This is a genomic window from Abyssibacter sp., assembly GCF_964229365.1.
Lineage (GTDB): Bacteria > Pseudomonadota > Gammaproteobacteria > Nevskiales > OUC007 > Abyssibacter.
Genome location: NZ_CAXRDQ010000031.1, coordinates 153,513 through 168,980 on the forward strand (window position 1 = coordinate 153,513; position 15,468 = coordinate 168,980).

A 15,468-nucleotide genomic window follows, 5' to 3' on the forward strand; every position below is an offset into this window, starting at 1 on the left:
AGGCTGGGGATTCACTCGGGACCACGGAATGGCCAGCACCGGCGACTCGGAAGCGATCACGCTTCTGTGGCAACTCAAGCGCGCATGCGATGCGTCGTCAGACAAGAGCTTGCCGTACATACATTTCAGCGCGCTGCTGGGCAACCAGAATTATCGCGACAGCACGCTGACGGCCGCCTCGAACTCAACCGACCAGGCAGTCGCGGAACTTGCCCAGCGCGTATTGACGCTGGCGCCGACCGGTAGCTTGCTAAGGCAGGTCGACACCGGCATGAAGCATGTCGAGTTCGACCAGACCACCGAATTCGAAGCCAGCGTTCACCGCGCGAAGACACATCGCTCGCGCCGCGCAATCCTGGCCGGCATCGGGATCCTCGCCGGCATCGCCATACTGGTCACACTGTTCATCACCCGGCTGGACAACGGCCCCAGCGTCGACCATATCGACGGCAATATCGAGGTCAGCACGACCTGGAAGGCGGGCAAGCGCATTGTGCTGAACCAGGTCGTGTTCATCGAGCCGGGCGTCAAGCTGACCATCGAACCGGGCGTGACCGTGCTCGGCCAACCGGGGTCTGCCCTGCTGGTCGCCAATGGCGCGGAGTTTCACGCCCGGGGTCGGCCCGATGCACCGATCGTCTTCACCAGCGCGCAGCCCATTGGGTCGCGCCAGGCGGGCGACTGGGGCGGTTTGGTCCTGCTGGGCGATGCACCCACCAATATCGGCCTGGGCCGCATCGAGGGCGTGCCGGAGACCGAACCACTGGGCAGTTACGGCGGCAAGAACACCGAAGGCTCCTGTGGCGTGATGGAATACGTCCGCGTGGAGTTCGCTGGCTTCGAAATCTCGGCGAACAACGAGCTCAACGGCCTGACGCTGGCGGGCTGCGGCGAGGGCACGATCGTGCGCCATGTGCAGGTGCACAGCCCGCTGGATGATGGCATCGAGATGTTCGGCGGCACGGCGAACCTACGCAATCTGCTGATCACCCGGCCCGGCGATGACGCCTTCGACTGGGACCTGGGCTGGACCGGCAATGTGCAGTCGCTGGTGGTGCAAATGGGCCGCGATGTGGGCGACAACGCCTTCGAGGGTGACAACAACGGCCCCGACCCGGATGCCCAGCCCCGTTCCGCGCCAACGTTCATGAACGTCACCCTGGTCGCCGACCCGAACGCCTCGCGCGCGCAGCGTGCGATGACCTTGCGCGAAGGCACGGCAGGCATCTTCCGAAACCTGATCATCGCCGGGTTCAAGGACGAAGCCATCTCGATTCGCGACCGCTCGCAGGAACTCGTCGAATCGGGCGCCCTGTCGCTCAGTCACACGCTGTTCGTCACGGATCGCAGCAGTCGGCGGTTTGATCGCGAAGACCCGGCCGCCTTCGACCTGGCCAGCTGGTTGCAGCAATCGGACCACCAGAATCAGTTCGTCGTCGACCCGGCCTATTTGTCCGGCGCACTGGACCCGATCGCCCCGCGGTTTGCCCCGGATGTCGGCCCCGCCCTGGCCGCTGTCGCATCGATCCCAAGGGGGGAGTTCTGGAATGGAGGAGCGCGCCATCGTGGTGCGCTGCGCCCCGGGTCGGCAGAAAGCTGGATGAGTGGCTGGACGGCATTTCCGCCGAACTGATCAGACGTCGCGCCAGCGAAAACTCCAGGCACCGAAGCAGAGAAAACCGACCCCGATCAGCAGCAGAATGACCAGATGGTCGGCCACCTGCATCAGGCTGGCACCATCCAGCATGACGGCACGTGCGGCATCCAGAAGATGCGTAAGCGGCAGGCACTGGGCCGCCCACACCACGGCCGCCGGCGCGCCCTCGATCGAAAACCACACGCCGGACACCATCATCATCGGCCAGGTCACCAGGTTGAGCAGGCCATTGGCCAGCTCCTCGCTGGTCGTCCGCGCGGCGACAGCCACACCCATGGCGATCATCGCGACCGCACCGGCCAGCGCCACGGCCAACAGTGTCAGGTGACTGCCGAGCACCGGAAAGCCGATCAGCCATTCAGTGGCAGCAAACACGGCGCAGGTGACGACCATGATCACCAGCAGGCGTGAGCATATCTGCGCGATGAGGAACTCCGCAGGGCTGATCGGGGTTGCGCTCAACCGCTTGAGGTAACCGGCCTTGCGGTATCTGACAATGACGTAACCCACGCCGAACAGGCAGGAGAACATCATGTTCATGCCGAGAATGCCCGGCACCAGCCAATCCACGTAACGGGTCTGCTCTCCGGTGACCACGGCCCGCTCCAGCGCCACACCTGGTAGCCCGGCGATCATTCGCTCTAGCGAATAGCCCTTGGGAGACGTGGAATTAATCCAGTAGCGGCGCTGCTCGAAATCGACCAGCAAGTCCAGCCGATGGCGCTCCACCAGCCGCACGGCGCGGTCGTGATCGAACTCCGGCACGAACTGGGTGAAACGCAGATTCATCAGCGGCTCGGCGTCGCCGGTTGGCAGCTCTGCCGACTCGGCGGCCATCATCACGCCCACCTTGTAGAGCGGTTGGTTGTCGCCGGAGAAGATGGTCGCCAGACCCAGCACGAGCAGTAGCGGCAAGAGGATGTTCCAGCCCAGGGCGGAACGATCGCGAATGAACTCGATGTTCCGCGCCTTGGTGATGGCAAGAATGCGACGAAGCCTCATGCCCGTAGCGCCTCACCGGTCAGTTCGATGAACAGGTCTTCCAGCGTGTGCTCCCGAATCTGCAAGTGCTGCAGGCCCACACCCTGAACCCGCAACGCATCCAGCGCAGCTTCCAGATCGTCCACCACCTGCTCCGCTCGATCCTGATGCACACGCCAGTTCCCCAGATCGATGGAGGCTCGCTGCAGATCCGCGAGCGGCAGGCTCAGCACGGCGCCGGCGAAATGGCGGCGCAGCAACTCGCGCGGCGTGCCGTCGGCGATAATCTGTCCATGATCCATGATCGCGATGCGGTCACAGAGCCGGTAGGCCTCTTCCATGTAATGCGTGGTCAGCACCACCGTGCGGCCGTCGGCCTTGATCGATTCCACCAGCGACCAGAAGTTGCGCCGTGCCTGCGGATCGAGCCCGGTGGTCGGCTCATCCAGAAAGATGACGGCCGGGTCATGGACCAGCGCGATACCCAGCAGCAGCCGCTGGCGTTGCCCGCCGGAGAGCTTTCGGGCATCGCGCCCCGCCAGCTCGCCCAGCGCACACCGCTCCATGATCTCGGCAATCGGCCTGGCCCGCGGATAAAGGCGGGCGAACAACTCCAGATGTTCGCGAACCGTCAGGAAGTCCTGCAGTGCGGTGTGCTGAAATTGAATGCCGGCCTCGCGCCGGAACCGGTCACCCAGTGGCTCACCCAAGTACAAAATCGTGCCTGACGATGGTCGAAGAATCCCTTCCAGAAGTTCGATGGTGGTGGTCTTGCCCGCACCGTTCGGACCCAGCAAACCGAAACATTCGCCGACACGGATGTTCAGACTCAGACCTCGTACGGCCTCGACGGCACCAAAGTGCTTGCGCAGATCACTGACCGACAAGGCCACCCGTTCGTTATTCATCGTTTTGGTGCCATCGACGGAAGACAATGCATAGAGAAGGATGGCGGGACATTTGCTGTGGCTTTCCCTAGACTACGATCTGCGGCTGGTCTGCAAATGGATTGCATTCACCCGAGGGAGTTCTTCCGGATGATTACTCGTTTATGCCGATACGTCGGCACCTGCGCCCTGGCTGCTTCGTTGGCCGCCCCTTTCAGTGCCAACGCGCAGGAGTATGACATCGGTTTCGATGATCGATACTTCCTGTCCGGCAGTGCTGGATTCCTGGTCACCGACAGCGAAGACCAGGACAACGGCCCCGCCGGCATGGTGACCTTCGGCAAGTTCATCGGCCATCGCATGGCCGTTGAAGGTTTCGTCAGCGGCGGCTCGGTCGATGTCTCGAACATCAACTCCGAGTACGAACGCATCGTCGGTGGCGGCAACTTCATGCTGCTGCTCAACGATAGCCGCCGGGCACGTTTCTACGGTTTGCTCGGCGCCGGCCTGCACAACGTCAACTTTCTGGATGAAGAAGTCAGCGGGCTGTCGTACAACGGCGGACTCGGGGCCCTGTTCCGGCTGAACAATAACCTCGATCTGCGCGTGGAAGGCCAGTACCTGGTCGATCACATCGATGAAGAAGGCGTGCTCGTCGAGGACGATTTCTACAACTATCAGGCCACGATCGGCCTGATGTATCGCATCGGCACCTGGCCGCCCCCGCCCCCTGACGCCGACGGCGACGGTGTGGCGGACCGTTTCGATGCCTGCCCGAACACGCCGCCAGGCGTGCTGGTGGACGAAAAGGGCTGTGCCGTCGATTCGGACGGCGATGGTGTGCCGGACTTCCGTGACAAGTGCCCCGGCACACCGCGCGGCGTGCCCGTGGATGAAGATGGCTGCCCGCTGGATGCCGACGGCGACGGCGTCCCGGATTTCCGTGACAAGTGCCCTGGCACACCTCCGGGCGTTCCGGTTGACCGCAATGGCTGTCCGCTGGACTCGGACGGCGACGGCGTCCCGGATTCGCAGGACAAGTGCCCGAACACGCCCCAGGGTGTGCCGGTCGATCGCTACGGCTGCCCGTTCGACACCGACGGCGATGGCGTACCTGACTACAAGGACAACTGCCCCAATACCGCGCCAGGCGTGGCGGTCGACGAGCGCGGCTGTTCCCTGGATCTGGACGGCGACGGCGTGTTGAATCGCGACGACCTGTGCCCGAACACGCTGCCGGGACTGGAAGTCGACAAGACGGGCTGCCCGATCAAGAACCAGGAACTGGTGCTTGAGGGCGTGCACTTCGAGTTCAACAAGACAGTGTTGCGGCCAGATGCACGCACGATCCTGGATCGGGTCGCCAAGTCGCTGGCCGATCAGGCCGACATCAAGGCCGAGATCGCCGGACACACCGACTCGGTCGGCCCCGCCGCGTACAACCAGAAGCTCTCCGAGGAGCGTGCTGCCTCGGTCCGTAGCTACCTGGTCAGCAAGGGCGTGAACCCGGACAGCCTGATCTCCAGAGGCTACGGCGAGACCCAGCCGGTGGCGAACAACGCCACCGAAGATGGTCAGGCCCGGAACCGACGGGTGGAGCTGCGCCTGGCTGAATAAGCCTTACGCTCTGATAGGTGAGTCAAACGCCCGGTTGGTCTTCCAACCGGGCGTTTTTTTGTGCACCATCTGAGTGAAGGAAGCAGCCATCAACTCGTTAGTGTGGTCCAGTACCGACCCGCCTTGTGTACCTGGCAACGCGCTCTCCTAAAGATCACAGCCCGCCGGGGCGGAGTGGCAGGACAATCACTGTTTCGAATCTTTCTGACGGGGCTTCCGTCCTGGACCTCCAGACTCCCGACGCGGGGTCTGCGAAGATCTTGCTGCTGGGCACCGATCCGGACGTCGGCCAGCTCATCGAACGCGAACTTCGAAACCGCGGTCTCGCCGCGCACGTGGTCCAGGCACGCCTGGACGACGACCTCGTCTCCAGCATCAAGGCTGAGCGGCCGCTGATCTTCGCCATCGATCCCGCACTGGAAATCGACACTCCGGCCTGGTGCCGCACGGCCTGCGCCGCAGACCCGCAACTCACCACGCTGCTTGTCGACGGCGAGGGCACCGGTGGCTCAGTGCAATCGCTGCGTGAACACGACGCGCGAGACTGGTTGCGCCCGGACGACCCCGAGCAAATGACATTCGTCATCGCGCGGGAAATCGCGTTTTCCCGAACACGTCGCTCGCTGGACGAGCGAGAGCGAACGACACGCCTGCTGGAAGCGCAGCAGAAAGCGCTGCTTCGCGACATGGGCGTTGCGATCGCGCTTGTTCAAGACGGCATCGTCATCGAGGCGAATGAACCCTTCGCAAAGCTCGTCGACGACGACCAGCCTCAGCATCTGCCACTGCTCGACTTCATCGAACCTGACCAACAGAGCAGCGTACGCGACGAGCTGGCGAACCTGATCAACGAGCAAAAAACCGCCGTCGACCTGGATTTGCAGTTCGCGACCGCTGCCGGATCCACCCGCCCCCTGCGCGTCGCATTGCGCCGCATCAGCAGAGACGGCGTACCCAGCATCGAGCTGGTCGGCGCACCGCGGCGGGAATCCCGCGAGGAATCTGCGGGTGTCCGTGCGCGGCTTACCGAGGCCGTCGAGCAGGCGCGGCAGGATGGCTCCACTGACACGTTCGGCCTGCTCGACCTGCGCCTGTTGGAACTCGACGATCTGGAAGCCCAGCTTGGCTTCATCGGCTTCGAACAGCTGGTCGATTCGGTCGAGAGTTTTCTCGCCTCCCTGCTCGACCGCGACGAACGGTTATTCCAGGTCGCGCCAGGCCGTCTGCTCGTACTACTTCGACGGGCGGATCCGAAACGCATCCGGACTAGCTGTCAGGGGTGGCTGGACAAGCTTGGCGACGCCGTTTTCCGGACCGAGCATCATCAGCTTCACATTCGTATGGCCGGTGTCGTCTACGCCAATGAGCTGGGTGAAGATGCCGAAACCTGCGTCCGCCGGATTGCGGGCTACCTGAAAGATCACACATTGACGCCCGGCGTCGTGTCGTTGCTGGAATCAGACGATGCCGATCTCAAGCGCAAGAAATCCGAAGACGAGTGGAAAAAGAAGATCCGCTATGGCTTGAAGCACGGCGGTTTCTCCCTGAGCTACATGCCGGTGTTGAAGCTGGACGATGCCGATGAGCAGCAGTACGACGCCCTGCTCCGGCTAACGGCCAAAGACGGCACCGAATACCAGGCCAGGGATTTCATTCAGGTTGCAGAGCAAGCCGGGCTGATCGCCGATCTCGACCGCGCAGTCGTGGATATTGCCATCGAACTGCTCATGGACCGTCAGCGAGAGCAGGCCCCGCCGATGCGTTTATTCGTCAAGCTGTCTGAGCAGACGGTGGCGCAGCACGACGGGTTTCTGCGCTGGCTGCGCGTACGTCTTGTCGGCAAACCTGCGGCGTATCGCCAGCTCGTGTTCAATTTGCAGGAATCCTTTCTGCAAAACCGTCTGGAGCAAGCCATCGCACTCTGCGAGGGCATCCGCCATTTCGGCGCCGGGCTCAGCATCGACTATTTTGGCACCGACGATCGGTCGATCACCCTGCTGGAGGAGCTCTACCCAGATTTCGTCAAGCTCCACGCGTCGTTCACCAAAGCGGCCTCACAGCCAGGTTCCACCCAGAACCAGATGCAATCGCTGATTGCGAAAGCACAGGACGAAGGCGTCGCCGTCATCGCCCAGCGTGTCGAAGATGCCGAATCGATGGCGCTGCTATGGCAGATGGGCGTGGGCTATGTCCAGGGTTTCCACATCAAGGGACCTAGCCCGACGGACCTGGAGTAGTCCGCAAGATTCAGCCGCTTCGGTCGCTTGCGACGAACCGTTGGTCGACACATCGAAAGTTAGCGTGAACAGGAGTGGCACGATGACGTTCAAGCATGTAGCGCTGTTGCCGCTGAGTGGCAGGAATAGTCGTTGACCGCTTGAAATTGCGGTATTTTCTGACGTGGAATCCACCGTGAATTTCCTGTAAACATGATAGTCTTCGCTGAATGACGATTCCCAAGTCTTCGTCAGGGCTTGGGCAACCGGAGAGATTTCCAATGACGTCAGTTTCTCGCTCGTTCCTCGTTCTCTTGGTCGCAGGTACATTCGCCGCTTGCAGCGGTGAAGTACGCAGCCCTGATTTCACGCCGCAGCTGGATCGCATCGTGGTAAATCCGTCGCCGATCGAGATCGCCGAGGATACGACCCGACAATTGACCGCGACCGGCTTTTACACCACTCCGCCCTCGCAGGGTGAGACGTTCTCGCAGTTAGACATCACCGGCGAGGTGAGCTGGACGAGTGCAGACCCTAGCGTCGTGTCTGTCACTTCGACCGGCTTGGTGGGTGGCGAAGCGGTGACCACGTCGGCGATCGACGTCACCGCGGCAATGGATGGCAAGTCCAGCGTGGCACGTGTCACCGTGCTCGCAGGCGTTATCAATTCGTTGACCGTTTACAACAACGGCAACTGCAGTGGCATCACCGGCCGTGCAGACATCGCCCAGGATTCCGGATCCAATCTGAGCGCCGAGGCCACGTTTGCAGATCCGAACACCGGCAACGTCATCCCCTCGCTGACGCAGTGCTATCAGAATGAGGTGTCCTGGGTTAGCGAAGACCCGTCGAAAGTGTGCGTTGAAACCGCCGGTTCGCCGACCTTATGCCCGGGCCTGGCCGACACTGAACGTGACCCGATCCCGGGCCGCATCTGGGGCGTCGATTTTGACGACCAGGGCGTGGATGTCACCGCAACGTTCATGCAGAACAGCGGGGAATCCGCCTCCGACTCGATCCCTGTCTTCGTTACGGACGCCACGCTGGAAAGCATCTATCTGTGTCCGGACGTGAACAACGCGACACAGTGCCTCCCCGGCGTGAACACCCCGCGGGGCACCACGGTTGCTTATCGGGTCTACGGCCTGTTCTCGGACGGCGAATGCCGCGACGTGACCGGTTTGGCCGGCGAACCGCCATCCAGCCTGCGCAACGACCCGACCCTCGATGTCGCCCCGGCGAACGCAACCGCATTGCTGGCGGTCGGCGGCTACAAACAGACTACCGGCATCCCCATTACGGTGGCGCCGGCTACAGCCGACCCGACCACCGAGGCAGGGGCACCGATTTCATTCGGAGGCATGGACTCCGTTCCGGCCGCGTTCTGCCAGTCACCCGGCACGTTCACGCCGGACCCAGGCGCCGAGGCGACGGTCACGCTTGAGGCAACCGTTCCCGAATTGGCAGGCGTGGATGCCATCACGACCGTCGCGATTCTTCCAACGGATGTCACGGCCGTCTACGTCTGCCCCGAAAACCGCCTGAGTGAAGGCAGCTGCGTTCCGTGCCCCAACACACCGGACGGTGGCGACCCGAACGCCTGTTATGTCGGTCCCACCGATACTCCGACGTTTGTCGGCAACGGCCTGAACCGTGATTTTCTCGCCTTTGCCATTCTCTCCGACGAGACGACGGTGGATTTCACGGACAACGCCCAGCTGACTTGGCTGGTCGAAGCCGAGGAAGCCGATCTGATTCCGACCACCTCCGATCTCGCCACGATCGAAAATGGCGATGACTTGAACCAGGACGGAGATACGACGGAAGGACGGTTGTCCGTTAGCGACGGTGCCCAGGAAGCCTGCGAACTGGCTGGCGTTGCGCCATGCGACGTGATCGTCGGCGCCGAGTATCTGATCCCGGGCACGACAACCGTTCTGGGTGACGCGTTAACGGCCACGATTACCGGCGTCCAGCCGACCAACATCGTCGTCACGTCAGACCCTGAGAATGGTTGTATTTCGTCCGGACTGGGGGCCATATCGATCCCGCTATTGCTCGAAGTCACGACAGCGCAGCTGACGGCCGCCGTCGACATCACGCTGCTGGACGGGAACGATGCACCGATCCCCGGTGAGGAATTCGTTGATACCAACTTCCCGGGTGTGATCTGGGAAGACGCGATCGAAGGCACCTGGGACAACACGGCCAACATGTGCGTGGAGGGTGGCGCCGGATTCGGGTCACCGGTCACGGTCACCAACACCGGCCTGGTTGAGCCTCAACCCTTGGTCACCGGTCAGGCCTGTGTCGCCGGCAGTATTCGTGATGACGAAGGCGTGATCATCGACCCGCCAGGCGACGACACCGACCCGCTGTTTGACGGTGGCACGATCACGGTGGACACGCTGTCACTGCTGGGTATCACCTGCCTTATCTCAGGCGGTTTCGACTCGGCCGAACCGGGCGAATAATCCGATGGACCGCATGGTCGCCGGCGGCCTCGTGGCCGCCGGCATGACTGTCTCGGCTTGCCTCATTGGCGCCAGCCTGTCCGATATCCGCAGTGCCGACCGCTTCGTGGAGGTCAAGGGCCTAGCCGAACGCGAGGTTCCAGCCAACCTGGCGATTTGGCCGCTGGTGTTTTCGGCAACCGGCAACGAGTTGCCCGACGTCCAGCAGACACTTGAGGCCGACGCGCAGCGCATTCTGGCGTTTCTGCAAGCGCAGGGCTTTCCCGCCGACAACATCACCCGGTCCGCCCCGCGCATCACCGACAAGCTATCGCAGCAATATGGCAGCGACGGATACCGCGGCAACCGCTACACCGCCGAGGCGACGGTGCTGCTCCGCACCGATCAGGTCGACAAGGTTCGCAAGGCACAGCAAGCGGCTGGAGAATTGGTGAGCGAGGGCGTGGTACTCATGCACCAATGGGGTGCTCAAACCCAGTTCCTGTTCACCGAACTGAACGAGATCAAGCCCGACATGATCGCCCAGGCCACGCGCAATGGGCGCGATGCCGCAGCCCGCTTCGCCGAAGATTCCGGAACCGCCGTCGGCACGCTAAGACGCGCACGCCAGGGCCTGTTCACGATCACCGATCGCGATCCGCACTCGCCCGAGGTCAAGACCATTCGCGTTGTGTCGACGCTTGAATACTTCCTGATTGATGACTGAAGCCAGCCTGGATGCCGCGAGCATCCGCGCAATCAGCTTCGATTTCGACGATACGCTCTGGCCCATTGCGCCGGTCATGCAGCGCGCCGAGCTGGCATTACGAAGTTGGTTCTCGCAGCATGCTCCGGCGGTGCTCGACCGCTATGACGAGGCTGGCGTGCATGCGTTGCGGCAACGCGTTGGGCAAGCGAATCCCGAGCTGTTACACGACATGACGGCCCTGCGGCTGAAAACCATCCGGGTATTGCTGGATTCCGTCGGCGCCCCCGTGCATCGAGCGGAAGAAGCCTTTTCCGTCTTCTTCAAAGCCCGGAACGATATCGCTTGTTATGACGACGTGCGGCTCGGTTTGCAGCGTTTGGCCTCACGCTTCCGACTGGTCGGACTCACCAACGGAAACGGGCAACCCGGACCGGCGACCGGCCTGCATCTGCTGGAACACACGGTGTATGCCCGCGACGTTGGCTTCGCCAAACCAGACCCCCGGATTTTTGCGCATACGGCCGACCATCTCCGGTTGGAACCGAAGCAGATTCTGCATGTTGGCGACCACCCGCATGCCGATGTCGTCGGCGCTCGAACCGCAGGATTCCAGGCGGTCTGGCTCAGCCGGGCGGATGCCACCTGGCCAACAACCGATCGGCAGCCGCCGACCGTGCGTTGCCTGCTCGAATTGGCTGATCGTCTTGGCGCGTGAATGATCAGACTCGGGACATGGTTGGGCATGGCGCTCGCCCTGCTGGTCGGCGCGCCCACCGCAGGAGCGGCCGAATCGCCCCCCGTTAGCCGGCCTGCGGTTCTCGCCAGTTTTCCGCATGCTCAAGACGCCTTTACACAGGGTCTGGTTTTTCTCGGCGAACAGTTGCTGGAAAGCACCGGCCAGCGCGGCGCCTCGGAACTGCGCTGGGTCGACCTGGCCACCGGCCGGGTCGAGCGCGCCATTGCGCTACCGCCCCGCTGGTTCGGCGAAGGCCTCGCCATTGATGGCCAGCACCGGTTCATTCAGCTGACCTGGCAGGCAGGTCAGGCCATTGTCTGGTCGCGCCATGGGCGAAAGCTGGGCCAGTGGACCTATGACGGCGAGGGCTGGGGCCTGACCTACGACGGCGAACACCTCATTCGCAGCGACGGCTCCGCCAGACTTCACTGGCACAGCACAACGGATTTCCGACCTGTTCATGACCTCGAGGTCACGGATGGCGACCGGCCAGTCCGAAACCTCAACGAACTCGAGTGGGTGAACGGCTACGTGTTGGCCAACGTCTGGCAAACACGCAGGGTTGCCGTGATCGAACCCGCCACCGGTCGCGTCGTGGAATGGCTGGATCTGAGCGAGTTGGACCCACACACCACGCGGCGCGCCGAAAACACGTTGAACGGCATTGCGTGGCTGGACGACAGCCAGCGACTGTTCGTCACCGGCAAACGCTGGGGCAGGCTTTACGAGATCGAGCCGCCCCAACGGCTGCTGCGCGGTGGCGCGACGCCAGCGCCGCAGGCGGCTGATTAGTTCGCGAGACGCGCTGCGTCCAGCGCCCCGGACAGATCGGCTCGCAGATCCTCGACATCCTCGATCCCGACCGAGAGACGGATCAGTCCATCACCAATCCCCAGCGCCTGTCGCTGGTCCGCCGGGACGCTGGCATGCGTCATGATGCCCGGGTGTTCGATCAGGCTTTCCACCCCACCGAGCGATTCGGCGAGTTGAAACAATTCAGTGGCTTGTAGAAACGCGCGGGCAGCCGCAAGCCCGCCGTCAATCTCCATCGCAATCATCCCGCCAAACGCGGACATCTGTCGTAAGGCCAACGTTTGTTGCGGATGAGCTGGCAGCCCTGGGTAGTGCACTGTCCTCACGCCGGCCTGTAAATCCAGCCAGCCGGCCAGTTCAGATGCGTTCTCGCAATGCCGTTGCATGCGCAGGGGCAAGGTCTTGATCCCTCGCAGCACCAGATAACTGTCAAACGGCCCGGCGACCGAGCCAACGGCGTTCTGTACGAAACGCAGTCGCTCTTCCAGCTCGGGATCGTCGCCCACCACGACCACGCCGGACACCACATCCGAATGACCCGCCAGATACTTGGTGGCCGAGTGCAGCACGAGGTCGAACCCCAGCGTCAGCGGACGCTGCAACACCGGCGTCGCAAAGGTATTGTCGGCACAGCACATCACGCCGGCCTGCCGGGCGATCGCCGCGATCGCCTCCAGATCGGCGAGACGAAGCAGAGGATTCGTCGGCGTCTCGACCCAGATCAACCGGGTATTGTCGCGAAGGGCGTCACGGACGCGCTGCGGGTCGCGCATGTCGACATGGCTCACCTGCAGGCCTGCGGCCGGCCCGCGCACCGCGTTGAGCAGGCGATAGCTGCCTCCGTAGAGGTCGTCCGATGCGATCACATGACTGCCGGCTGGCAACAGATCAAGCACCGATGCCATTGCCGCCAATCCCGAGGCAAACCCGAAGGCTGCCCGCCCTTCTTCCAGGCTTGCGACGGCACGCTCATAGGCGTAACGCGTCGGATTATGCGACCGAGAATACTCAAAGCCCTGGTGCTCGCCCGGGCCGGACTGCACATACGTCGACGCCAGAGAGATCGGCGGTATCACGGCGCCGGTCACCGGGTCGACCTGCTGTCCGCCGTGAATCGCCCGTGTGGCCATCGCCATGCTCCGGGTTGCCGTTGCTTGCTTGCTGGTCATGTTTGTTCCTTACCAGAGATTGCTATTGCACCCGATGGCGCAGGTAGTTGAGCACATCAATTTTGGTAATCAACCCGACAAAGCGGCCTGCATCCTCGACAATCGCCACCCGTCCCTGGTCGAACAACGGCAGCAGCTCGTCCACGCTGGCGTTGACGTCAACGGTCTGCAACTGCGTCACCATCGCCGTTTGCACTGCCGTGTGGAAATGCGCGGCGTCAGCATGGACCGCCAGCAGCAGATCGGATTCGTCAATAATGCCGACAAGCCGGTCGCCATCCATGACCGGCAGCTGCGACACATCATCCAGCTTCATTCGCCGGTAGGCCTGAATGAGCGAATCCTCGGGCCGGACGGTGACGGCAGAGCCATCGGCATAACGACGCGCGATCAGGTCCAGCAGTGTGCCTGTCTCCGGCTGCCCTAGCAGGCCCTGATCGAACATCCAGAAATCGTTGTACATCTTCGACAGATATTTATTGCCGCTGTCGCAGACGAAGGTGACCACCCGTTGTGGGCGGGTTTGCTCGCGGCAGTACCTCAGCGCGCCCGCCAGCAAGGTTCCGGTGGACGAGCCACCCAGAATGCCGCAGGTTCTGAGCAATGCGCGGCCGGTTTGAAGGCTTTCCGCATCCGAGATGCTGTAAGCGTGGACCACGGCGCTCAAATCGCAGACCGGTGGGATGAAATCTTCCCCGATCCCTTCGATGACCCAGCTTCCGGCCTCGCCATACCGTCCCGTCTTTACGTAGTCGACGAGCACCGAACCCACCGGATCGGCAAGCACCATTTGCGTCGACGGATTCACTCGCTGAAAGAATCGCGTAAGCCCGGTGATGGTGCCTCCCGAACCGACGCCACAAACCACGGCATCCACGTCACCGTCCATCTGATCCCAGATCTCCGGCCCGGTGGTGGTCTCGTGCGCCAAGGGGTTTGCCGGGTTACCAAACTGGTTTACGTAGAAACTGTTCGGAATTTCGGCCGCCAGGCGCTCGGCCATATCCTGGTAATACTCGGGATGACCCTTGCCGACATCCGACCGGGTGATACGCACTTCGGCGCCCAGAGCCTGGAGGTGAAAGATCTTCTCCTGCGCCATCTTGTCCGGCACGATCAGGAGCAATCGGTAACCTTTCTGCGCCGCGACCAGTGCCAGACCCAGCCCTGTGTTGCCCGCGGTGGCCTCGATCAGCGTGCCGCCTGGCTTAATGTCGCCGTTGCGCTCCGCCGCATCGACCAGCGACAAGCCGATGCGATCCTTGATCGATCCGGTGGGGTTCTGGTTCTCCAGCTTGACAAACAAGCGGCAGGGTCCGGTCTCGAAACCCTGCAATTCCAGCATCGGTGTGCGGCCAATCTGCTCCAGAACAGAGCGTGGAATGCTCATGCTGCCTCCTCGAATTGTTGCGGTGCCCGCTCGTATCGGATCTGTCGCCGAATCCCGCATGCGAGGGCCCCGTCATGTGTCATCTACACTAACACTGACATCCAAGCCCGCCCCGACAGGACCGAACTGCGATGATCCCCATCCGGGATGACAACCCCGCGCGCCGCACACCATGGCTGACCTGGCTGCTCATCGGCAGCTGCGTCGGCGTATTCCTGTGGGAGTGGTCGCTGGGGGCCGCCGCGCAGCAGGCCATCTTCGGCTATGGCCTGATCCCGGCGCGGTTGCTGCAAGGCGCGATGCTTCCGCCAGAAATCGGCACCGTTCCCGCCCTGCTGACGGTGTTCACCTCCATGTTCCTGCATGGCGGCTGGATGCACCTGATCGGCAACATGCTGTACCTCTGGATCTTCTCGGACAATGTGGAAGACGCGATGGGCCACGGTCGGTTCATCGTGTTCTATCTGCTCTGCGGCATCGGTGCGGCGATGGCACAGGCGCTGCCGGATCCCTCCTCGGCGATCCCCATGGTGGGCGCCAGCGGTGCGATATCGGGGGTACTGGCTGCCTACCTCATGCTCTATCCCCGGGCCCGGGTCACCGTCGTGATCCCGCTTGGCTTCTATCTGCATGTCACGCGGCTGCCGGCCGCTGCCGTGCTCGGGCTCTGGTTTTTGCTGCAGCTTCTATCGGAAATGATGAGCGGAGCGGGCGCTGGCGTCGCGTTCCGCGCCCACATCGGCGGGTTTGTCGCTGGCCTGTTGCTGGTGTTTGCCTTTGTTCCCAAGCGGCGCTGACGCCGTGCCTCATGGCACACTCTCGCGCCGAAACGCCTGAGGA

The 15,468-nt window shown here is 62.6% G+C and carries 12 protein-coding genes; 8 read left to right on the forward strand and 4 right to left on the reverse strand.

Translation table 11 applies throughout. The annotated features are described in order from the left end of the window. Positions 1-28: 28 nt before the first annotated feature. Positions 29-1,633 (forward strand): hypothetical protein, encoded by a 1,605-nt coding sequence (locus ACE1EY_RS05070; RefSeq protein ID WP_291513852.1) that lies wholly within the window; start codon positions 29-31, stop codon positions 1,631-1,633. Here the strand turns inward: ACE1EY_RS05070 and ACE1EY_RS05075 are convergent, their stop codons facing one another. Together ACE1EY_RS05075 and ACE1EY_RS05080 are read right to left on the reverse strand one after the other, a co-directional pair. Next, entirely contained in the window at positions 1,634-2,659 is a 1,026-nt protein-coding gene (locus tag ACE1EY_RS05075; RefSeq protein ID WP_291513851.1) for an ABC transporter permease, read from the reverse strand. It lies immediately after the preceding gene. Next, a complete protein-coding gene (locus tag ACE1EY_RS05080; RefSeq protein WP_291513850.1) occupies positions 2,656-3,546 on the reverse strand; it encodes an ABC transporter ATP-binding protein in 891 nt (296 codons plus the stop codon). The genes ACE1EY_RS05075 and ACE1EY_RS05080 overlap by 4 nt, the downstream gene beginning before the upstream one ends. 129 nt (positions 3,547-3,675) lie before the next feature. Between ACE1EY_RS05080 and ACE1EY_RS05085 the strand changes: the two genes are divergently transcribed. The 6 genes from ACE1EY_RS05085 to ACE1EY_RS05110 all read left to right on the forward strand — a co-directional run bounded on the left by ACE1EY_RS05085 (position 3,676) and on the right by ACE1EY_RS05110 (position 12,048). Then, the gene (locus ACE1EY_RS05085) at positions 3,676-5,142 is read left to right on the forward strand and encodes an OmpA family protein (RefSeq protein WP_291513849.1); all 1,467 of its coding nucleotides are present in this window, start codon (positions 3,676-3,678) and stop codon (positions 5,140-5,142) included. A gap of 260 nt (positions 5,143-5,402) precedes the next feature. Then, positions 5,403-7,379, forward strand: coding sequence for an EAL domain-containing protein (locus ACE1EY_RS05090; protein WP_291513848.1), 1,977 nt, complete (start codon positions 5,403-5,405; stop codon positions 7,377-7,379). 260 nt (positions 7,380-7,639) lie between these two features. Continuing rightward, on the forward strand, positions 7,640-9,832 hold the full coding sequence (locus ACE1EY_RS05095; RefSeq protein WP_291513847.1) for an Ig-like domain-containing protein: 2,193 nt from the start codon (positions 7,640-7,642) through the stop codon (positions 9,830-9,832). 4 nt (positions 9,833-9,836) lie between these two features. Then, positions 9,837-10,538, forward strand: coding sequence for an SIMPL domain-containing protein (locus tag ACE1EY_RS05100; RefSeq protein WP_291513846.1), 702 nt, complete (start codon positions 9,837-9,839; stop codon positions 10,536-10,538). Beyond that, positions 10,531-11,235, forward strand: a complete 705-nt coding sequence (locus ACE1EY_RS05105) for an HAD-IA family hydrolase (protein ID WP_291513845.1) — start codon at positions 10,531-10,533, stop codon at positions 11,233-11,235. The genes ACE1EY_RS05100 and ACE1EY_RS05105 overlap by 8 nt, the downstream gene beginning before the upstream one ends. Beyond that, complete coding sequence (locus ACE1EY_RS05110) at positions 11,236-12,048, forward strand: glutaminyl-peptide cyclotransferase (protein ID WP_291513844.1); 813 nt, start codon at positions 11,236-11,238, stop codon at positions 12,046-12,048. On the opposite strand, the gene ACE1EY_RS05115 is transcribed toward ACE1EY_RS05110, so the two are convergent. Continuing rightward, positions 12,045-13,238 carry a PLP-dependent aspartate aminotransferase family protein gene (locus tag ACE1EY_RS05115; RefSeq protein ID WP_291513843.1) on the reverse strand — a complete coding sequence of 398 codons (1,194 nt, stop codon included), beginning with the start codon at positions 13,236-13,238 and terminating at the stop codon, positions 12,045-12,047. The genes ACE1EY_RS05110 and ACE1EY_RS05115 overlap by 4 nt on opposite strands. A 22-nt stretch (positions 13,239-13,260) precedes the next feature. Continuing rightward, a complete protein-coding gene (locus ACE1EY_RS05120; RefSeq protein ID WP_370299611.1) occupies positions 13,261-14,628 on the reverse strand; it encodes a pyridoxal-phosphate dependent enzyme in 1,368 nt (455 codons plus the stop codon). 131 nt (positions 14,629-14,759) lie between these two features. On the opposite strand from ACE1EY_RS05120, the gene ACE1EY_RS05125 reads away from it, so the two are divergent. Continuing rightward, positions 14,760-15,425: a rhomboid family intramembrane serine protease gene (locus tag ACE1EY_RS05125; protein WP_291513841.1), complete on the forward strand. Its 666-nt coding sequence runs from the start codon at positions 14,760-14,762 to the stop codon at positions 15,423-15,425. Positions 15,426-15,468 lie beyond the last annotated feature (43 nt).